The following is a 20,113-nucleotide window of genomic DNA, read 5'->3' as shown; positions in this document are numbered from 1 at the left end:
TCAGATCTCCATCCGCTGGAGGGTGACCGCGAAGAGGTGCACCGCGACGTTGCGGGGCAGCAGGATGCCGGTCAGGTCGGCGCGCCGGGTGACCGGCACCCGCTGCGCCCACATCAGTGCGGGAACGCCTCGTTGCACGTGGTGCGGGTAGTGCATGACCAGGCTCTCGAACGCCTTGACTTCGCCGAACCAGGCGGGCGCCGCCCAGAAGTCGGAGATCCGCAGCGGTTCCGCGTCGACCGAGCCGTCGGCGAAGCTCAGTTCGACGGTGTCCTCGCAGCGGCGTTCGGACGCCGCCAGGACGTGTATCCAGTCGTAGCGGCCCTCCGGGACGCCGATGAACTGCCCGGCGCAGCGGATGTTGTCCGGCCCGTCGCAGACCGGCGGAAACTCGAAGGGGACGCCGTCCACGTGGACGAGGCTCCCGCCCGCGGGCAGGTATTCGGCCGCGAACGAGTTCCCCCATACATTGAACGCCCCCGCTTTGGTATCCGTCGCCGCCGAGATTGCCGTGTTGTTGCGATGGCCGGAGATGTCGACCGGGTCGCACAGCCTGGTTTTGACGGAGGACACCGAAATAGCCGTCAAGTGACCCACCTCACTGGAGCGCCGATTTATGTCCAAAACCTAGTCCCGTCATTCACTGCTTTCGTCCGCATCGTGATTACCCCGAATGCTCGAATCGCTGTTCCGGCGCGCCCGCCGGGTAATCGCCCCTCTTCGAACTTGGCCGTGGCCGACGGCGCAGGTCGGCCGACGCAGGGTCGGCCGACGCGCGGCGGCGGGCGGGCCCACGGTCAAGTCCGAAGAGCCGTAATCATGCCGACTATTCCGGCCGCAGCGCGGCAGCGCGCAGCTTGTCGTAGTACGGCTGGTGGTAGTCGCGGTAGGCCCGCAGAACCGGGTCCGCCGCCACCGGGTCCGTCGCCACGGTCTCGGCTCCGCCGCCGATGCCGCGCGCGAAGCCGGCGGTCTCGCTGGTCGACCTGTGCCACCTGCTGGTCGTCCGCCACTCCGACCGCATGCCCGGCTCCCAGTTCAGCGCGTCCGGCAGGAAGGGGATTCCTACCGCCTCGCAGTACGCCCGCACGGTCTTGGCCGGCCGGTCGAGCAGGTCGTCCGAGTCGATCACGACCGGTGTGGTACCGGTGGCGGTCCGCACGGCGGTGAAGATCTCGTACAGCCGGGCGAAGCCGATCTCGTCACGGCCGAGGTCCGGGTTGAGCGCGTGGTGCGACGCGATGGCCTCGGCCGGGTCGCGGATGATGAACGTGTGCGTCGCGGCCGACAGGAAGTCCTCGTCGGCGAGCAGGGCCGGGTAGTGGAAGTCCGTGGTGTCCTTGAAGAACACCGGCTTGTGCACCGCGATGGCGCGCAGCGCCGCGAGCACGTCCTGTTCGCTGTGCGCGACCCGGTCGCCGACCTCCACCTCGCCGAAGTCGACCACCAGGGAGAACGGTTCGTGCACGACGACGCGGTCGTCCCGCTGCGCCATCATTCGCGCGAACGCGGTGGAGCGGGAGCGCGGCGCGCTCCACAGCGCGAGCACCGGGATCCGCTTCGGAACGTGCTCCACGGTTTCCCCTTTCGAAATCCAGTCAAGCGTGGCACGGGCCGGGCCCGGCCCAGGTAAGTGAAATGCGCAGTCGCCGGGGACGGAAGTCAACGCCACGCGTCATCGCGAATGGACTTGTCGCGGACGCGCATGGCGCCGACGTACCCGTAGCCTCCATTTCGGGCTCTTCGAAACTAACCGTGGCCTTATGGGCGGCTGTAGACCCGCCCGCCGCCGCGCGTCGGCCGACCCCGCGCCGCCGGCCACGGCCAAGTTCGAACAGGGCTGTTTCGACGTGGCAGACCGCATTTTGCTGTCCGGTCCACCAGTGACTACGGAGGTCATGTGTCAGCGGCACCAGGGCGCCCGGGTGACGGCATCGCCGTACTCGCCAGCAGGGTCGGCGCGGACGAGAAACGGCTGTTCGACGCACTCGACCGGCGTGGTGTCCCCTTCGAGCACGTCGACACGCGCGGGCAGTGGTTCGCGGCCGGGCGGCATGACCTGCCGTGGGGTTTGGTGCTGAACCGGGAGATCGGCCAGGTTCGCGCGGCGTACGCGGCCCGCTGCCTCGCTTCGGCGGGAGTCGAGGTGGTCAACAGCCCGGACGCGACCGAGCTGTGCGGGGACAAGTGGCGCACCACCGTGGCCCTGGAGGCGGCCGGGGTGCCGACTCCGCGCACCGCGCTCGGCCTCACCCCGCAGGCCACGCTGGACGCGCTGGACGCCATCGGCTATCCGGCGCTGATCAAACCGCTGGTCGGCTCGTGGGGCCGGCTGGTGGCCCGGCTGCCCGACCGTGCCGGTGCGGAGGCCGTGCTCGAATACGTCGCCGCGCTGCCCGGCCCGCAGTCGCACATCGGGTACGTGCAGGAGCTGATCGACAAGCCCGATCGGGACATCAGGGTGATCGTGGTCGGCGGTGAGGTGCTGGGCGCCGTCTACCGGACCGGTGAGTCGTTGCGCACCAATGTGGCGCTCGGCGGGCAGACCCGACCGTGCGAGGTGACGCCGGAGATCACCAAGCTCTCGATCGACGCCACCGCGGCCGTCGGCACGGACATCGCCGGCGTCGACCTGATCGAGGAGCGTGACGGCCGGCTGCTGGTGCTGGAGGTCAACCACCGGGTCGAGTTCACCGGTTTCCAATCCGCGCTCGCCGACCGGGTCGACGTCGCGGGCCACATCGTCGACCACCTACTGGAACGGGCGCAACGATGAACTGGGCGTTCGCTTCGTCCGGCAGGGTGACCGAGACATACGCCCTCGGGCTGCTGCGCAACATGCTGGAGATCCCCTCCGCGTCCTACCAGGAGCGCGCGCTGGCCGACTATCTGGCCGGTGCGATGACGGACCTGGGGTTCGAAGCGCACATCGACGGGGTGGGCAACGTCATCGGTGTGGTCGAACGCGGCGACGGTCCGACGGTGATGCTGCTCGGGCACCTGGACACCGCCTCGGGCCGGCTCCCGGTCCGCTCCGAGGACGGCAGGCTCTACGGCCGCGGCGCGGTGGACGCGAAGGGACCGCTCGCGGCGATGATCTGCGCGGTGGCCGGCGCGGCCGACTTCCGCGGCCGGCTCGTGGTGATCGGCGTCGTCGAGGAGGAGACCCCGCGTTCCAGGGGCGCGATGGCGATCCGGGCCACCCACGACCGGCCGGACGCGCTGATCATCGGCGAACCGAGCGGATGGTCGAGCGTGGTGCTCGGGTACAAGGGCAAGCTCGACCTGCGCTACACCGTCAGGTGTCCTGCCACGCACCCGACCAACCCGGCGCCGAAGGCGTCCGAACTGGCCGTCGCCTGCTGGGGCTCGCTGGTCGAACTGCTCGGCCCGGACGCGGGCCACGACGTGTTCGCCCGGCCGGGCGCGACTCTCTGCCGGCTCAATGCCGACATGACCACGGCGACGGCGGATCTCAGCATCCGCATCCCACCGGGATTCGACGTCGACGGCCTGGTGCGCGGGCTGCGCGACCGGCTGCCGGCCGGCGAGCTCGAAGTGGTGAACTCGGTGGCGGCCTGCCGAGTGGACCGGGCCGACCCGGTGGTCCGCGCGTTGGTGTCCGGTGTCCGGCGGCTGCACGCCCAGCCGCGACTGGTGGTGAAGACGGCCACCTCGGACATGAACACCCTCGCCGAGGTCTGGGACATCCCGATGGCCACCTACGGTCCGGGCGACAGCAGCCTCGACCACGCCGACGACGAGCACATCATGCTGTCGGACTACCTGCGCGGCATCGATGTGCTCACCATCGCGATCTCGGAGTTGGCACACTCGGCCGTCCGCTCCGGCGACCGGGTGATCGACGCGCCGCAGCCCGAAGGGAGTCTCAGGTGACCGATATGACCCAGCGCCTCGCCGCGCTGCCCGCGCCGCGCCGAGCGCAGTTCCTCGCGCGGCTGAGGGAGCAGGCGGAGGCCGCAGCCAGGCGGGGCCCCACACCGCGCGGGAACACAGGTCCGGCACCACTGTCGCAGGCTCAGGCGACGCTGCGCTTCTTCGACGGCCCGGGCTCCCTCGACCGTCCGACCTCTGACAGCCCTGTCTCCGGAGCGCCGCTGTGCATGCGTTTACGGGGCGACTTGGACGTGAGCGCGCTGCGCTCGGCACTGGCTGCGGTCGTGGGCAGGCACGAGGCGCTGCGGACCGCGATCGTGCAGCGTGAGGGCGGCCCCATGCAGGTGGTCGTTCGCGAGGTCCCGGTCGAACTGCCGCTGATCGAGGCGGCGGGCGACGACCACGAGCAGCGGCTCGCCGCCGCGCGGGCGCTGGTGGCGAAGCTGATCGGGAGGCCGTTCGACCTGAGCAGGACGCCGATGTGGCGCGCGGCGTTGATCCGGGTGGCGCCGGAGGACCACCTGTTCCTGCTCGACATACCCGCCATGGTGTGCGACGCCTGGTCGCAGGGTGTGCTGACCCGTGAACTCGCCGAGTTCTACCGGTCGTCGCGCGACGGCGACGAACCGCAGCTCCCTGATCTTCCCGTACAGTACCCGGACTACGCGGTGTGGCAGCGCGACCGGCTCGACAGCGGCGACCTGGACAGGCTGGTCGCGTACTGGCGGGGCAAGTTGGCGGGCGTCGAGGTGCTGGAGTTCCCGGCCGACCGGCCGCGTGGCGACACGCGGACCTTCGCCGGCGGCAGCGGCGTCTTCGCGGTCGGGCACGAAGGCCTGGAGCGGGCGGGTGAACTGGCCCGGCAGGAGGGCGCGAGCCGTTTCGACGTCCTCGTCGCGGCGTTCTTCACCCTCCTGCACCGATACTGCGGCCTGGACGACCTGGTGATCGGCTCGCCGGATGCGAACCGCCGGTACGAGACGGTGTCATCGGTGATCGGGCGGTTCACCGATATGAGGGTGCTGCGCGCAGACGTCTCCGGCGACCCGACCTTCCGCGAATTGGTCCAGCGGGTCAAGGGCGTGTCGTCCGAGGCGTACGAGCACGGCGGCCTGTCGTTCGACAAGCTGGCCGACGCGGTGAATCCGGTCCGTGATCCGTCGCGCCCGCCGATCTTCCAGATCGTGTTCGGCGTGCAGGACGTGGGCGCCGCACCCGAAATGCTCGATATGCCAGGCATCGCCACCTCCCGGGAGCTCACCCGGCCCGGCATCCCCCGGTTCGACATGAGCTGGCATCTGGCCCGGCAGACAGCTCCCGGCGCCGACGCGCCGCTGGGCATCGAGTTCGACACCGACCTGTTCGACGCCGAGAGCATCGCCAGGTTCGCGCGGCACTACGACGAGCTGCTGCGCGCCCTGACCGCCGCCCCGGACTCCCCGTTGTCCGCCGCGCAGATGCTGAGCCCGGCGGACGGGGAGTTCCTCGCCGAAGCCGCCAAGGGGCCGACCCGGCCGATCCGCGAAACCACCATCGTCGAACAGTTCGAGGCGCGCGTCCGGGAGGCTCCGGACAGCGTGGCGCTCGTCGTCTCCGGCGTCGAGATCAGCTACGCCGAGCTCAACGACCGTGCGAACCGGCTGGCCGCGCTGCTTCGCGGGCGTGGCGCCGCGCCGGGCACGAGGGTCGGTCTGTGCCTGCGCAGGAACGCGGACCTGACGACCGCGATCTTCGCGGTCCTCAAGACCGGCGCGGCCTATGTGCCGCTCGACACGACGCATCCCTCCGCCCGGGTCGCGGAGATCGCCGCCGACGCGGGCGTATGCACGGTGATCGCACACGCCGAGGTCGGCAAGACCGTGAGCGAGGTCGCCGCACCCGTCGTGACGCTGGACGACGTCCGCGAGGAACTAGCGGCGCTGCCCGGTCACAATCCGCCGCTCGCAGCGGAGCCCGGCAACGTCGCGTACGTCATCTACACCTCCGGTAGCACCGGCAAGCCGAAGGGGGTGCTGCTTGAGCACCGCGGGGTGGTCAACTTCACCGACTCCACCCGAGAGCTGTTCGACCTGACGACGGCCGACCGGGTGCTCGGGTTCGCCTCGGTGACCTTCGATGTCTCCGTCTTCGAGACCTTCTCGGCGCTGCTGACCGGAGCGCGCCTGTACCTGGCGACCGATGACGAGCGGTTGTCCATCGACCGGCTCCAGTCGCTGATGGAACGAGCCGGCATCACCGTCATCGACCTGCCTCCGACCGTGATGCCGCTACTGGCGCCCGAGAAGTTCACCGAGCTGCGCATCGCGTTCGTCGGCGGCGAGGCGTTCAGCGGTGAGCTGGTGAACCGGTGGAACCCGGGCAGGCGGCTGTTCAACGGTTACGGGCCGACCGAGTGCACGGTGACGATGATCGTGGAGGAGTGTCCGGGCACCTGGGACGTCTCGCCGCCGATCGGCCTGCCGATGACCAACCACGTGGCGCACGTGCTGGACCGCGACCTGCGCCAGGTGCCGATCGGCGTGCCGGGGGAATTGGTGATCGGCGGCGCCGGACTGGCGCGCGGCTACCTCGACCGGGACGAGCTGACCGCGGAGAAGTTCGTCGCCGATCCATTCGGCACCGCTCCCGGCGGCCGCTTGTACCGGACCGGAGACCTGGTAAAGCGGCTGGCGGACGGGCGGCTGGTCTTCCTCGGCCGGCTCGACCAGCAGGTCAAGATCCACGGTCTGCGGATCGAACTCGGCGAGGTGGAGTCGGCGGTGACCGGCTTCGACGGGATCGGGCAGGTCAGCGTGCGGCCATGGACCGACGACTCCGGTGACAAGCATCTGGTCTGCTATGTGACCGGCGTGACCGAGGAGCAGGTGCCGTCGGTGCGCGAGCATCTCGGCGCGCTGCTGCCGTCGTACATGATCCCGTCGTACTTCGTGGTCCTGGACGCGCTTCCGCTCACCAGCAGCGGCAAGGTCGACTGGCGCAGACTGCCCGCGCCCGACCCGCGCCACGCGGGCGACGGGGCGGGCGACGAGCCGCGCACCGCGACCGAACGGGTGCTGCTGCACGACGTGCTCACCCCGCTGCTGCGCAACGGCCGGCTCGGCGTGCACGACGACTTCTTCCTGGCGGGCGGCAACAGCCTCCAGGCGCTTCAGCTGATGTCGGCGATCAACCGCAGGTTCGGGGTGGAGGTCTCGCTCGGCGACTTCTTCGTCTCGCCCACCGTCGCGCATCTGGCCGTCACCATCGACGCCGCCCGCGCCGCACGGCGCGGTGCCGACGATCCGTTCGACGCGCTGGAAAGCCTTTCCGGGGAGGCGCCTGCTCGGACCGGTGCCGCCGGGCCCGGCGCGAAGGACGGCGGCCGGGCACCGGTGGTGATGCGTGCGTCGGGCCCGGCGCAGGTGATCCTTCTGCATCCGTCCGGCGGTGAACTGTTCTGCTATATGCCCTTGGTCAGGGCACTGCGCAAGGACGTCGGTGTGGTCGGTTTCTCCGCCGATCCGCAGGACGCCGCGGTGGATCCGCAGGACGGCATGGCGGCGGTCGCCGCCAGGATCGCGCGGGCCCTGATCGCGAGCGGTCTGCCGGAGTCGTGCTGCCTGGCCGGCTGGTCGTACGGCGGCGTGCTCGCCTTCGAGGTCGCCAGGCAGATCGAACGGGAGACCGGAGAACGGCCGCCGGTGGTGCTGCTGGACGCCGCCTACGACGAGGACGCCCTCTACGACCCGGACGCAGCCCCGCTCGACGAGCCGACGGTGCGGCAGCGGTTCGTGCACGACGTCGCCAGGCTGGCGGGACGTGACGGTCCGGCGGTGCGCGCGGTGCTGGACGATCCGGCCGCCGGCGCGGCCGGCGTCAGGCAGACGCTGACGGGGCTCGGCGTCGAGCTGGAGCTCACCGAGCAGGAGCTGTCCTCCCGCTACGAGACCTTCCGGGCCTGTGCCCTGTCGATGCAGGCGTACCGGCCGCCGGGTCCGTACGGCGGGTCGGTCAAAGTACTGACAGCCTCGTCTCACACCGCTTTGAAGGACACCGCCCTGAAAGACACCGTTCTGAGAGACACCGCCATGGAAGAGCAGTGGCGGACGGTGTGCACCGGCCGGTTCCGGGCCGAGAGCGTGCCCGGCGACCACTACACCCTTTTCACGGAACCGGCGTTGAGCCGGGTCGTCGCGGCGATCGAAGCGACGCTCGCCTCTTGAGGAGACGTACATGCGGTTCGGGTTCACTGAAGATCAACAGCGCTTCCGGGCGGGCGCGCGCGAGACGTTGCGCTCCGCCAGGGTGCGTGCCGCGGCGCAGCAGGCCACCGGCGCGGACGGTGTCGAGCCGGACCAGCGGCCGCTCTACCGCCTGCTCGGCGAGCTCGGCCTGCTCGCCGTGCACTGGCCCGTCGAGTTCGGCGGAGAGGGCCGCCCGCTCACCGATGCCGCGATCGTCGCCGAGGAACTGGTGCGCGCGGGAGTGCCGGACACGCTGCATGTCAACACCATCCAGATCGTCGGGCAGTTCCTGCTGATGGCGGGCAGCGAAGAGCAGAAGCGCCGGCACCTGCCCGCGCTGGCCCGCGGCGAGAGCTTCGCCTCGGTGCTCTACACCGAACCTGACGCGGGATCGGATCTCGGCGCGCTGCGGGCCGTGGCCGAGCCGGACGGCGACGGCTACCGGATCACCGGGACCAAGGTGTTCAGCCTCAAGACACGGTTCGTCGACCTCGGGCTGTGCGCGGCCCGTACGACGCCGAACGCCGGGAAGTACCAGGGAATCAGCCTGTTCCTGGTCGACATGGGCGCCCCCGGCGTGACGGTGTCCGTGATACCCGGCATCGGCGACGAGCACTTCCACCGGGTCGACCTCGACTCGGTGCCCGTGTCGGGCGGCGACCTGCTCGGACCGCGCGACGAGGGGTGGCCGCTGCTCAACCAGGCACTGGCCATCGAACGCACCGGCCTCGACTACCACCTCAAAGCAGAGCACTGGCTGGATGCCGCGCTGGAGGCGCTGATCGACCGCGAGAGCGTGTCCGACACGCAGCTCGAACAGATCGGCCGCTGGCACGGCGCGCTCACCGCCGACCACGTCCTCGCCTGGGAGGTGATCACCGGGATCGCGTCGGACCAGGTCGACCAGGTCTCAGCCGCCGTCGCCAAGTACCACAGCAGCGAACTCGCCCAGAGCATCGCGGCGTGGGCCGTCGACATCCCCAGCCCAGAGCAGCGGGCGAACCGCGCCAGGGCGGCGGTGATCCTGGACTCCGCCTACCGGGAGGCGCCCGGAACCACGCTGTCGGCGGGGACCTCCGAGGTGATGCTCCAGATCACGGCCGCCGGGTTCGACTCCATCGGACAGGAGAAGCACTGACATGGACCCCACCCCCGACCCGCTCTTCGTCCAGTTGCGCAAGGCGCTGCGTACGGGCCTTGACGGCGTCCCCGCCCGGAACGAGGTGCACGGTGCGCCGGTGGCCGACGCAGCGTCCGGTCCGACCCGGAAGGTGCTCGACGAGTTGGGCGCGGCCGACTTCGAACGGCCGGCCTCCGCCGGGGGCCTCGGCCTCGGCCTGACGGCCGGGGTGCTCGTCAGCGAGGAACTCGGCCGCGCTGCGTGCGGCAACGCCTACCGGGCCGAGGCGATGGCGGCCGACATGGGCGGCCCGGCGGGCGCGGCACTGGCCGGGCTGGAAGCGCTGCCGGTCGGTGCCGGGGTCACCGCGGTCCCACGCGGGAGCGGCTGGGAACTGACCGGCACGGCCACGGTTGACGGCATGACAGTCGACGACATGAGAGTTGACGGCACTGGCGCCGGGCCGATTCTGGTGGCCACCAGGACGGGGGGCGAGCCGGTACTCGTCGCAGTGCCGCGCGATGCGCCCGGCCTCGGCATCGAGGTCGCATGCCGGCCGCCAGCCGTCCGGTTCAAGGCCACGCCGGTCACCGCAGCGGACGTGGTCGGGACGCTGGACGACTCGCCCACCGGCCCACTTGCGCGAGCCCGGTTGCGGCAGGCCGCCTATCTGTTGGGGATCGCCGAGGGCGCGCACCAGGTCGCGGTGGGATACGCCGGTTTCCGGCGCCAGTTCGACACCAGGCTGCGTGATCTGCCCGCCGTCTCCTTCGGATTGGCACGTGCCCAGGTGGCGTTGCGCGCGACCGGGGCGGCGGTGTACCGGGGGGCTTGGCTGGTCGACTGCGAGCCCGACGAGGTCGGTACCGCGCCGGTCATAGCGCTGGCGATGGCCGCTGAGACCGCGCGCGACGTGGTGCGGCTGTGCATGCAGAGCTGCGGGGTGAGGGCGATGACCGCGGAACTCGGCCTGCACCGGTACTTCCGGCTGGCCGCGGCCGAGTCCACCCGATACGGCAATCCCGCCACCCTATGGCGGCAGGTCGGTACCGCCCGTCTCCAGGCGGCCAGACTCACCGCCGCCGCCGACAGCGCGGCCGACAACACAGGGTTTACCGACGACGCAGGATTCACAGACGACGCAGAGTCTGCCAATAACACAGAGTCTGCTAATAACACAGGGTCTGCCAATAACACAGCGTTCACCGACGGCACAGGGTTTGCCGACAACGACGACACAGCGCTTCCGCTCGCGGTGGCGGCCCGGCCGTAATGGGAGTCAGCGGAAGGGGCAAGCTCAGGTCGGGGTCGGCTCGCAGGCGGGTCAGTTCACGCGCAGGTCGACTCGCGACCCTGACCTCTCGCCGCCGAGGGAGTGTCCGGCCAGATCGATGAGCCCGGAACGGTAGGCCAGCGACACGAGCTCGGCGCGGTCGCGGACTCCGAGCTTGGTTCGCACCCGGTAGAGATGGGTGCGAACCGTGGCCTCGCCGATGATCAGTTCGCGGGCCACCTCCTCGGTGGACATGCCCCGCGCCACCATCTGGGTCACCACCCGCTCTCGCGGGGTCAGCTCGGTCAGCTCAGGCCACGGCGCGGGCTCCGGACGCTCCGGCTGCTCGCGGAACCAGGTGACCAGGCGCTGCGCGACGTCGGGCGCGAGCATGGTCTGCCCGGCCGCCGCCGCCTGGATCGCGGTGATCAGCTGCTGCGGGCTCGCGTCCTTGCCGAGCAGGCAGCTCGCGCCGGCGTGCAGCACGTCGCTCACCGTCTTGTCGGCGTCGGACCTGGTGAACACGACGATCTTGGGCGGCGCGTCCTCCTTGCCGAGCCTGCGGATCATCTCCAGGCCGGAAATGGTGCGCAGGTTCAGATCGGTGACCACGACATCGGGCCGCGCGGTGCGCACCAGAACGATGGCCTCCATGCCGTTGTCGGTCGTGCCGATCACGTCGATGTCAGGGACCGCATCGAGCAGAGTCCGCAGACCGTCCCCGATGACCGGCAGTTCGTCGCAGATGAGTACCCGAATTGTCATTGTCTCCGCCTCGATAACGATTGGGGTGTGACTCTTCGACGGTGCGATAGGTGGCCGTCAAGCCATAGACACGCTGACTCCGTCCGGCGCCGCACCGCCCCGTCCGCACCCACGACCCGTTCGAGCCGCAGCCCGTACCCTGTCTCCACCGTTCGCTGCTCCAACTCGACGCGCTCACGCACACCGGGCTGCGCTCCCACAACCCGGCAGAGCCCCGCCCTCAGCTCACCCGTTGCCGTTGTTGCCGCCAGTCACGGAGACGGCCGCGGCCGATATGGGAGCGACGGAAGCGACATGCTGCTGGACTGCCGCCGACGCGACGCAGGAGACGGTGGCTTCCCCTAGAAGTGCTGCGAGAACGATGACGGAGGCGGCGATGGGGACGACGCGCATCAGTGAGCTCCTTTGTTCCCTCGGAAGGGCGGGCCCCTTCGACTCCGCTGATGCTCCCGACTCGCCTTCCCGGCCCGTTCCCCTCTCGACACCCGCCCGATACCGCACGGGCGGCCGCCCCGCTCAACGTGCGGTCTCGCGCACTCCCATGAGCGAGAAGAGGCGGCCCGCCACCTCACGGTGTTTCTGGGCCGCCTGCCGATCCCCCTGGGCATCGGCGGTACGGGCGAGGCCCCACAGCGCGCTCGCCTCGTCGTAACGCAACTCCATCCGGCAGGCGATCTCGTAGGCCAGCAACTGCTGAGCCCGCGCCCCGCTCAGGTCGCCCTGCGCGTACAGTGCGCGCCCGGCCGAGAGGTGAACGGTGGCCCGGTGGATATCGTCGGTGCTGCGTGTGGCCTCGGCGAGTGCATGTGTGGCGCTGCTCGCCGCCTCCTCCAGCCTGCCCATGCACACCAGCACATCCGTCCTGCGGGCGAGCACGAGTGGCAACACGGAGGGCATGCTCATGCGCTGGCACCGCTCAAGCGCTGCGTCGGCCCGGGCGAGCGCCTCCTCGAAGCGGCCCAGGCCCTCGATCGCCTGGGAGAGATTGCTCAGCGCGTCGACGGAAAGCTGTATCTCCTTGATCGAGTCGAAGATGGCCACCGCCCGCTGCGCCGACTCCGCCGCCTCCTCGAACCGCCCGAGGCGCACCTGAATGAGGCTCAGTGTGCTCAGCGACGAGCCGTCGAGCCGGGTGAAGTCGAGCTCCTTCGCGCAGCGGTTGGCCTCCTCGCTCAGCCGCAGCGCGCGGTCCAACTCCCCCAAGCTGTTGTACGCCTGCCCCAACCGGGCCTTGCACTCCGCCTCGCTGTGCGCGTCCCGCATCAGCTGAGACAGGTCCACGGCCTCCTCAAGGCGGGCGACGGCGTCCCGCAACTGGCCGAGCCGCCACTTGCCCATGGCCAGGTTCATGAGGTTCAGCCGGGTCAGCGCCCGGTCCCCGAGCTGCCGCGACGCGCTGACGCCCTTTTCCAGCGCCACGTTCGCGCGAGTGTCGTAGCCGCGGATGCTTGAGTGGAAGCCCAGCTCACGCGGCAGCCGCGCGGTATGCCAAAACAGTCCTCTGTGATAAGCGGCGTCGACGGCCAGCAGCAGGCTGTCGCGGTGCTGGTCGAGCCACTGGAGCGCCGCTTCCTTGTCGTCGAACCCGTCGCCGCCCCGGTCCGGCTCGCCGTGCTCCCCGAAGCGGCGGCGCCCGGGGAAGAGCACGTCGCACGCGTTTTCCGCCCGGTTCAGGTAGTGATCCAGCAGCCGGCGCACCGCCTGTCCGTCCTCTGGCGCCTTCTCTCCCTGCGCCACGCGGTGCACGAAGCTGCGTACCAAGTCGTGCAGGGCGTACACCCCCGGTTCTCTGGCCTCCAGCAGCCGTACGTCCACCAGTTCTTCCAACACGCCCTCGGCCGTCAGCGGGTCCGTGTCCAGCAGAGCGGCGGCCTCGTCGGCGTCCAGGTAGCGTCCGGGGTGGTGGCCCAGGAGCCGGAAGGCCGTTCGTTGTTCTTGCGGCATGGACTGGTACGACAGCAGCAGCGCGCCCGCGACTCCCCGGCCCTCGCTGGCGAGTTCGTCCAGGCGCCGCTCGTGGTCGCGCAGCCGGTCGACGAGTCGCTGGACGGTCCAGAGCGGGCGGTTCGCCAGCCGGGCGGCGGCGATCCTGACCGCCAGTGGCAGTCCCCCGCACAGTCGCACCAGCTCACGGGCCGCTTCCGGTTCTCTCTCCACCCGCTCGGCACCGAGGGTGTTGCGCAGCAACTGGTGGCTGTCCGACGCCGGAAGGGCGCCCACGGTGAGCCACTCGGCTCCGTCGAGCCCGGTCAGCCGGGGGCGGCTGGTGATCAGCACCAGGCTGTCGGAGGAGGCGGGGATCAGCGCCCTTACCTGGTCGGAGGCGGCGGCGTTGTCCAGGACCACGAGCATGCGCCGGCCGCGCATGTAGGACTGCCACAGCGCGGCGCGGCCCGCCGGCACCACGGGTATCTCGCTGCTGGGGATCCCGGCGGCGGCGAGCAGGTCGCCCTGCGCGTGGAATGCGCTCAGCGGCGTCTGGCCCGGCGTGAAACCGTGCAAGTCGACGAAGAGTCTCCCGCTGGGGTACTGCTCGGCCAGTTGATGTGCCGCGTGGATGGCCAGTGCCGTCTTGCCGCCGCCGCCCATGCCGTCGATGGCCAGGACCGTCGGCGAGCCCTGCGGGGCGTGCCCGGCCGCGTCACGGATCCACTTCAGCTCGGCGATCCGGCCGGAGAAGTCCGGCACGTCGAACGGCAGCGCGTGCGGAGCCTCGGTGACCGGGTGCCAGGCACGGGACGCGGTGCGTTCCGGGCGGGCGAGCGCCGGGTCGTGGCGCAGGATGCGTTCGTGCAGCCCGGTCAGCTCGGTGCCGGGGTCGATGCCCAGTTCCTCGGCGAGGTGTTCCCTGGCGCGGGCGAACTCGCTCAACGCGGCGGCCTGCTGGCCGCAGTGGTAGAGGGCGAGCATCAGCCGACTGCGAAGCGCCTCGCGCAGCGGGTGCTCGTCCACGAGGGCGCGCAGTTCGCCGGTGATCTCGGCGGCCTCACCCGCGTCTATGAGCAGGTCGTAGAGCTGCTCCGCGGCGGTGAGCCGTTGCTCCTCCAGAGCCGTCGAGGCGGCGTCGACCACCCGGCCGCCGGATCCCGCCAGCACCGGCCCCCGCCACAGGGCCAGTGCCTCGCGTAATCGCGCCGCGGCCCGCTCCGCCTCCCCGGCGTCCAACGCTTCCCTGGCCTGCCGCAACAGCAGCTGGTAGCGCAGCAGGTCGAGCTGCTCGGTGTCGACGACCGCGCGATACCCGGGTCCGTCGGTGACGATGGTGTCAGGTCCGTGCGGGATGAGGCGGCGCAGCTTGGCCACCGTTTTGCGTACTTGATGCTCGGCGCTTTCCGGAGGCTCCTCGTTCCAGGCGGCCGCGACCAGACGGGAGATGGGCACGACGCGCCCGGCCTCCAGGAGCAGCACGGCGAGGACGCGCCGTTGCAGAGCCCCGTTGACCGACACGGGGTCGGCGCCGCTGCGGACCTCCAAGGAACCGAGGACGGCGAACTGCGGCTTGGGACCGGTGGCGCCTCCGATGTCGGTCGATGTCACGGCCCGCACACATACCTCTCCCCGTAGATGGGACGCACGTCACCGTGAGAATAGGTTATTGCAGGTATTGTATGAACCCTGACACGATCGTGGCCACGCTCCGCCCCCGTACATCCGTGCAGCTCTTTCTGCACTTGTGGGCAGCGCCGATGGCGGACTTACGCCACCGCAGAACGCGTCATCCGGCCGGCCGGATGTCGGTGATGAGATCTTGCCGCGCCTTGGAGACCCGTTCGAGGGTCAGCTCCGGAGTCTCGCCCTCCACCACCACATAGCCGCGCCGGGCGCGTGGGTCGCCGACCGGGGGGATCCGGTCGCCGACGCTGTACGGGAAGCGTGCGCCGCGGACCCACGGGGTCACGGCGATGTCCTCGGTGCCCGCGTACGTTCGCAGGTGCCCCTCGGGAAGCAGGAAGAAGCCGATCTCCGCGTGCTGAGAAGCGCTCGGCACGACCGGGGAGTCGCCCAGCAGACTCGCGAAGAGCGCCGCCTCGAAGTCGAACCCGCGCGCGATCTCCACGAGCAGGGGGATCCGGTCGGCGCCCAGGCACGCCCGGCACGACACGATCCGCGGTCCGCCGGGCAGCAGCGCCACCTGCGTGTGGGCCGGTCCGAAGCGGTACCCGCTCGCCTCCAGCCAGCCCACGGCCGCCGCCTCGACGACCTCGCGTTCGTCGTCGGCCAGCGGCGCCGGATGGAGGTAGCCCGTCACGAGGTAGTGCGGGGACCCCGTGGTGCGTTGCCCGGTCACGCCCACGACGTGGTGGTGCCCGTTCACGGTGAGCGTCTCGACGCTCAGCCTGGGAGCCTGCGCGGGAGCCCCTTCGCAGGCCTGGAGCCGCTCGTACGCATCCGGGGGGTTGGGAGACAGACCCAGCCGCCACGCTTCCTCGGCCACCGGCAGGACGGAACTGCCGTCTCCGCAGTGCAGCACCGCTTCGATGCCGTTGCGCTGCGTGGTCTGCTTGATGGTCTCGCGCAGCCGGTCCTCGTCGGCGAAGTCGATGAGCAGCAGTTCTTCGGAGAGCTCTTCGATCCGGGGCGCGAAGTCCGCCTCAAGCAGCAGCGGATCCCATATCGACCAGACACGGAACCCCAACTCGGCTCCTCGTCGCACGAGTTGGTGACTGGGCATCACCAGGAGCAGCCTGAATTGCGAGCTCCTCGGGGAATATGCACACATGCACGCCACTGTGTACCGCGCTCTTCCCGCCCCGTTCCCCTCCCCTTCCCCGCCGGGCGACCCAGGCCGGCGCGGGCGGGGACGGTCACGACAGACCCGTTTACAACAGACCCCTTGCCACAAGCAGCGCGTGCACCTGCCGGACCGACTCGTCGACCGTGTGGTGCTGTGTGTGGACACGCAGATCCGGGTCGACCGGCGCCTCGTAGGGGTCGTCCGCGCCGGTGAGGCCGCTGAGCTCGCCTGCCGCCTGCCTGGCGTAGAGGCTCTTGACGTCCCGGTCGGCGCAGATCTCGACCGGAGTCGCCACGTGCACCTCGATGTAGGGGACGCCGCGTGTCGCGTGCAGCTCCCGGACCGCCGTGCGGGACACCGCGTAGGGGGCGATGACCGGCACCAGTACCGTGACACCGTGCTCGGCGAGCAGCCCGGCGACATAACCGATCCGCCGCACGTTGGTGTCCCGGTCCTCCTTCGAGAATCCCAGTTCCGCAGAGAGGGCGGCACGGACCTCGTCGCCGTCGAGCACCTGGACCCGGTGTCCACCGGAGCGCAGCCGCTCGGCGAGACCCGCCGCGATCGTGCTCTTGCCCGCGCTCGGCAGCCCGGTCAGCCAGACCGTGCCGCCCTGCCACCGGTCCGGCGTGCCATTCGGTTCGCTCATGCGCGGATCTCGCTTTCACGTGTGCCGTGGGCCGGCGACAAGGAGTGAACTTGCTCTTTCGCAGTGGACGGATCACCCGGCCAGAGCCGGATCTCGCCCAGGTCCGGACGCAGTATCACCGCCGCGACGGTCCGCTCACGCCGGATGTCGCCGTTGTTCGGCACGAGGATCGGTGGCGTCGAGAGGAGCCGGTGATGGCCCGCGGTATCGCCCGCCTCCGGGATGCCCGCCGCTCGAACCGCCTCCAAGCGTCGCCGCGAGGAGTTCTTGGCGAAGACGTTGATCTCGTCCCTTCCGGCGAAATCCGGGTCCAGGAAGTGGTTGGTGTGCGCCAGCTCGTCGCCTGCGAGCAGGCTTCGCCGCGAGCCCAGGGCCTCGACGCACACGGCCCGCTCCTCGCCGCACACCATGAACGATCGCGAGCTGGCCAGCGGGAGCTCACTGAGAATCTCGACCGCCTGGTCGACGCTGTCGGCGGTGTCGAGCACATGCCGGATCGCCAGGTATGGCGGCACTCCCGGCTCCCATTCGCCGCCGAGCACGAGGTTGAGGCCCACGGCGATTCCGGCGTCGTTGACACCGAGGTAGCCCAGGAGCCCGGCGAAGCTGAGCACCAGGGAGCGGTGGCGCGGTCCGGAGACCGCCAGGAGAGTGATCTGATCGTCGAGATTCCCGTTCAGGTCCACCGTCTGGGCCAGCACCGGCTGGTTGCGGACCGAGGCATACGTGGTGCAGTCCCCGCCGGTGACACGGCTGTATCCCAGAAGCTCGCGGCGCAGTTGCAGCAGCCAGGCCGCATCGCGCTCGACTCCGGCGCCGGCCGCGAGGCCGTCGACTTCCTCGGCGAGGTCAGGCAACGCAGTGGTGACCATGTCACGGTGGGCGGCGATGCTCGGTCGCAGCGAGTCGAGGTCCATCGGTCGGTCGCTGAGGTGGCCGAGGCGAGCGAGCGAGTCGCCGATAAAGTCGCGGAGCCGTCCGGCCAGCGCTTGCCCGTGCGTGAACCCACGGTCGCGCGGCGGGCCGGACAACTCAAGCAGCGGCGCGCTGTTCATGCGGACGGGTTGGCGGCCCTGCCGAGCCGGCGCAGCTGGTCCTCGACCGTGGGCCATTCGGCGCGCAGAACCGAGTAGTAGATCGCGTCGCGCCTCCTGCCCTCGGGCATGGGGTTGAAGCTGCGCAGCACGCCTTCTTCGTACGCACCGATGTTGCGCAGTCCGGCACGGGCCTGAGCATTGAGTATGTCGGTCTTGAACTCGACGCGTTCAGCGCCCATGGTCTCGAACGCGTGCTCCAGCAGCAGGTACTTGACCCAGCGGTTGACGCCCCTGCCCTGGAAGTCGACACCGAGCCACGACCATCCGATCTCAAGGCGCCGGTCGGCTTCGGAGAGGTTGCCGTAGCTGGAGCTTCCGGCGGTCTGCCCGGTGCCTTTGTCGACGATGACGTAGACCGCGCGCTTGCCGCTGCCCTGGTCGGCGAGCATGGCGTCGAAGAACTTCTCGAAGTCGGCGTCGGTCTCGACCCGGGAGACGAAGTACGTCCAGATCCGGTGGTCGAACGCGATCTTGCGGATCGGTTCGCGGTCGTCCTGCGAGATCGGATGGAGTTCGACATGCTCGTTCTCAAGGAGCATGGAAGCGCTCTGGCTCCAGGCGGCGTGGCTCAAGGGTCTCAGCCCTTCCGGGCGACGTGGGGCCGCAGCGCGTCGACGACGTTGCCGAGGGTGCGCATGCCGGCGAGGTCGTCTTCGGTGAACTTGTCGAGGCCGACTTCGGCGGCTTTACACAGCGAGGTCAGGAACAGCACCTTGTTGAGAGAGGTGATCCCATAGGTCTGGACGAGGTCCTCGGCGGGGTCGAGGGCCACGGGGTCGGGATGGTCGCGCAGCACCCGGGAGAGCTGCTCGCGGGCCAGCGTGTCGAGGTCAGTGGGCATTGATGCCTGCCTTCGGGTCGTCGATCCGGTCGCGGTAGCGGTCGGCGATGCGCTTGCGGATCGGTTTGAACTGAGAAGTGAGCAGACCGTTGTCGACGGTGAACGGTTCGTCGGCGACGATCACGCGGACGATGCGTTCATCGGGTTCGGACGCGGCGTTGACCGAGCCGAGAGCCCGGGCGATCGCGGCGGTGTCGACCGGGCCGGGGTGGGGAGAGACGACGGCGACCAGCCCGGCCTGGCTGGGGCAGTAGAGGACGCATTCGGCCACCGCTCCGGTGTCGCGGAAGCGGGTCTCGACGGGCCTGACGATGATCTTCTTGCCGTTGTCGAGGACGATGACGTCGTCGGCGCGGCCGAGGATGTACAGGAATCCGTCCTCGTCGACGCGGCCGAGGTCACCGGTACGGACGATACCGCCCGGCCTGAACATTCGTTCACTGTCACCGGGGGCGGCGTATGTGTAGGCGGTGTTGACCGGGTGGTCGCTGCGGACGCAGACCACGCCCTCGTCGTCGATGATGATCTCCTTGCCGGGGAGAGGCCGGCCCACGCTGCCTTCACGATGGGCGCCGGGGTGGTTCTTGGTGGTGATACAGGTCTCGTTGAGGCCGTAGCCCTCGTAGATGGCGACCCCGGCTTCGCCGTAGAACCCGAGCATCGCCGGGTCGGCGGGAGCCGAGCCCGTCCACAGGTAGCGGATACGGTCGCCGAAGAGTTCGGTGACCGCCTTGGCGGGCTCGATGCCGTCGGCGATCTGGCTTTCGAGATGCCGCTTAGCGGTGTCGAAGAACGCGGGGACGCCCATGACGACTGTGGGGCGCGCGGCCGACATCACGGCGAAGACGGACTGGTACGTCGTGATCGTGACGTCGTGCCCCCAGTACAGCGCCGAATAGAGCCAGTAGCGCTGCTGGAGCAGCGAGAGGGGCAGAAAGGTGAGGATGTCGTCGCCCGGACGATGGTCGAACAGGCTTTGGACGGCGTGCAGCGAGGAGTCGATACTGCCGACGGTGGCCTCAAGCCCCTTGGGCACTCCGGTGGAGCCGGAGGTGAACTTGACGGTGGTGCATTCTGTGGCGCCCCATTCCACCGGGACCGTGTCCAGAGCCGCCGCGGCTTCCTGGGCATCGTCGGCAATGGTGGAGATCGGCAGTACGCGGGCCGGAACATCGTCGGGCAACCGGACGTCGGTGTAGAGAAGGTCGAGGCCATAGCGCTCGCTCAACTCGGCGTCGGGACTGAACTTGCCGGGCTCGAAACCGGCGGTCTGCGCCTTGACCATGAGGGCGGCGAGGTCGAGCAGCACCCATTCGAGACGGTTGGCGGAGAGGATGCCGACGCGGTCGCCCGCGCCGATGCCCCGGCGGCGCAGGCCCGCGGCGACGGCCCTGGCCCGGTCGTGGAACTCGGCCAGCGGCATGGTGCTGCGGTGGCCGAGGCCGGCGACGGTGATGGCGCCGTCGTGGGAGGGCCTGGCGGCGATGATGCGGTTGATGATCGATTCGGTCAT

Annotated in this window: 16 protein-coding genes; 5 read left to right on the top strand and 11 right to left on the bottom strand. The window is 70.0% G+C overall.

Features of this window, described 5'->3' with window-relative positions; genetic code table 11:
* Together VGS97_RS03970 and VGS97_RS03965 are read right to left on the bottom strand one after the other, a co-directional pair.
* A complete protein-coding gene (locus VGS97_RS03970) occupies window positions 1-597 on the bottom strand; it encodes a hypothetical protein (protein WP_349261966.1) in 597 nt (198 codons plus the stop codon).
* Window positions 598-826: 229 nt separating this feature from the next.
* Entirely contained in the window at window positions 827-1,576 is a 750-nt protein-coding gene (locus VGS97_RS03965) for a sulfotransferase family protein (RefSeq protein WP_326851797.1), read from the bottom strand.
* A 324-nt stretch (window positions 1,577-1,900) separates the two neighbouring features.
* Between VGS97_RS03965 and VGS97_RS03960 the strand changes: the two genes are divergently transcribed.
* Genes VGS97_RS03960 through VGS97_RS03940 form a run of 5 tightly spaced genes read left to right on the top strand, consistent with a single transcriptional unit; the run spans window position 1,901 to window position 10,513 of the window.
* Complete coding sequence (locus tag VGS97_RS03960) at window positions 1,901-2,776, top strand: RimK family alpha-L-glutamate ligase (RefSeq protein WP_326851796.1); 876 nt, start codon at window positions 1,901-1,903, stop codon at window positions 2,774-2,776.
* Window positions 2,773-3,897, top strand: a complete 1,125-nt coding sequence (locus VGS97_RS03955; protein ID WP_326851794.1) for a M20/M25/M40 family metallo-hydrolase — start codon at window positions 2,773-2,775, stop codon at window positions 3,895-3,897. The genes VGS97_RS03960 and VGS97_RS03955 overlap by 4 nt, the downstream gene beginning before the upstream one ends.
* 5 nt (window positions 3,898-3,902) lie before the next feature.
* Entirely contained in the window at window positions 3,903-8,099 is a 4,197-nt protein-coding gene (locus tag VGS97_RS03950; RefSeq protein WP_326851813.1) for an amino acid adenylation domain-containing protein, read from the top strand.
* A gap of 10 nt (window positions 8,100-8,109) precedes the next feature.
* Window positions 8,110-9,258 (top strand): acyl-CoA dehydrogenase family protein, encoded by a 1,149-nt coding sequence (locus VGS97_RS03945; protein ID WP_326851793.1) that lies wholly within the window; start codon window positions 8,110-8,112, stop codon window positions 9,256-9,258.
* Window position 9,259: 1 nt separating this feature from the next.
* Entirely contained in the window at window positions 9,260-10,513 is a 1,254-nt protein-coding gene (locus VGS97_RS03940; RefSeq protein ID WP_326851792.1) for an acyl-CoA dehydrogenase family protein, read from the top strand.
* 51 nt (window positions 10,514-10,564) lie between these two features.
* Here the strand turns inward: VGS97_RS03940 and VGS97_RS03935 are convergent, their stop codons facing one another.
* The 9 genes from VGS97_RS03935 to VGS97_RS03895 all read right to left on the bottom strand — a co-directional run bounded on the left by VGS97_RS03935 (window position 10,565) and on the right by VGS97_RS03895 (window position 20,113).
* Window positions 10,565-11,278 (bottom strand): response regulator transcription factor, encoded by a 714-nt coding sequence (locus VGS97_RS03935; protein WP_326851790.1) that lies wholly within the window; start codon window positions 11,276-11,278, stop codon window positions 10,565-10,567.
* A 225-nt stretch (window positions 11,279-11,503) separates the two neighbouring features.
* A complete protein-coding gene (locus VGS97_RS03930) occupies window positions 11,504-11,671 on the bottom strand; it encodes a hypothetical protein (protein ID WP_326851789.1) in 168 nt (55 codons plus the stop codon).
* Window positions 11,672-11,794: 123 nt separating this feature from the next.
* Entirely contained in the window at window positions 11,795-14,815 is a 3,021-nt protein-coding gene (locus VGS97_RS03925) for an AfsR/SARP family transcriptional regulator (protein ID WP_326851788.1), read from the bottom strand.
* A gap of 178 nt (window positions 14,816-14,993) precedes the next feature.
* Window positions 14,994-15,914: a hypothetical protein gene (locus VGS97_RS03920; RefSeq protein ID WP_326851787.1), complete on the bottom strand. Its 921-nt coding sequence runs from the start codon at window positions 15,912-15,914 to the stop codon at window positions 14,994-14,996.
* Between the two features lie 184 nt (window positions 15,915-16,098).
* Window positions 16,099-16,662, bottom strand: a complete 564-nt coding sequence (cysC, locus tag VGS97_RS03915; RefSeq protein WP_326851786.1) for an adenylyl-sulfate kinase — start codon at window positions 16,660-16,662, stop codon at window positions 16,099-16,101.
* A complete protein-coding gene (locus VGS97_RS03910; protein WP_326851785.1) occupies window positions 16,659-17,717 on the bottom strand; it encodes a C45 family peptidase in 1,059 nt (352 codons plus the stop codon). Before VGS97_RS03910 ends, cysC begins: the two co-directional genes overlap by 4 nt.
* The gene (locus VGS97_RS03905) at window positions 17,714-18,298 is read right to left on the bottom strand and encodes a GNAT family protein (RefSeq protein ID WP_326851784.1); all 585 of its coding nucleotides are present in this window, start codon (window positions 18,296-18,298) and stop codon (window positions 17,714-17,716) included. Before VGS97_RS03905 ends, VGS97_RS03910 begins: the two co-directional genes overlap by 4 nt.
* A 38-nt stretch (window positions 18,299-18,336) precedes the next feature.
* Window positions 18,337-18,600, bottom strand: coding sequence for an acyl carrier protein (locus tag VGS97_RS03900; protein ID WP_326851783.1), 264 nt, complete (start codon window positions 18,598-18,600; stop codon window positions 18,337-18,339).
* Window positions 18,590-20,113, bottom strand: coding sequence for an AMP-binding protein (locus VGS97_RS03895; RefSeq protein WP_326851782.1), 1,524 nt, complete (start codon window positions 20,111-20,113; stop codon window positions 18,590-18,592). Before VGS97_RS03895 ends, VGS97_RS03900 begins: the two co-directional genes overlap by 11 nt.

The organism is Actinocrinis sp., assembly GCF_035946395.1.
In the GTDB taxonomy this organism is placed as follows: Bacteria; Actinomycetota; Actinomycetes; order Streptomycetales; family Catenulisporaceae; genus Actinocrinis.
Note: the sequence above shows the minus strand (reverse complement) of the source record. Positions and strands in the feature narration are given on the sequence as shown.

Bases quoted from the DNA above. Each gene is read 5' to 3' on its own strand.
- VGS97_RS03945 (WP_326851793.1), top strand. From the start codon at position 8,110: ATGCGGTTCGGGTTCACTGAAGATCAACAGCGCTTCCGGGCGGGCGCG.
- VGS97_RS03950 (WP_326851813.1), top strand. From the start codon at position 3,903: ATGACCCAGCGCCTCGCCGCGCTGCCCGCGCCGCGCCGAGCGCAGTTC.
- VGS97_RS03935 (WP_326851790.1), bottom strand. From the start codon at position 11,278: ATGACAATTCGGGTACTCATCTGCGACGAACTGCCGGTCATCGGGGAC.
- VGS97_RS03895 (WP_326851782.1), bottom strand. From the start codon at position 20,113: ATGACCGAATCGATCATCAACCGCATCATCGCCGCCAGGCCCTCCCAC.
- VGS97_RS03930 (WP_326851789.1), bottom strand. From the start codon at position 11,671: ATGCGCGTCGTCCCCATCGCCGCCTCCGTCATCGTTCTCGCAGCACTT.
- VGS97_RS03910 (WP_326851785.1), bottom strand. From the start codon at position 17,717: ATGAACAGCGCGCCGCTGCTTGAGTTGTCCGGCCCGCCGCGCGACCGT.
- cysC (WP_326851786.1), bottom strand. From the start codon at position 16,662: ATGAGCGAACCGAATGGCACGCCGGACCGGTGGCAGGGCGGCACGGTC.
- VGS97_RS03905 (WP_326851784.1), bottom strand. From the start codon at position 18,298: ATGCTCCTTGAGAACGAGCATGTCGAACTCCATCCGATCTCGCAGGAC.
- VGS97_RS03955 (WP_326851794.1), top strand. From the start codon at position 2,773: ATGAACTGGGCGTTCGCTTCGTCCGGCAGGGTGACCGAGACATACGCC.
- VGS97_RS03940 (WP_326851792.1), top strand. From the start codon at position 9,260: ATGGACCCCACCCCCGACCCGCTCTTCGTCCAGTTGCGCAAGGCGCTG.
- VGS97_RS03900 (WP_326851783.1), bottom strand. From the start codon at position 18,600: ATGCCCACTGACCTCGACACGCTGGCCCGCGAGCAGCTCTCCCGGGTG.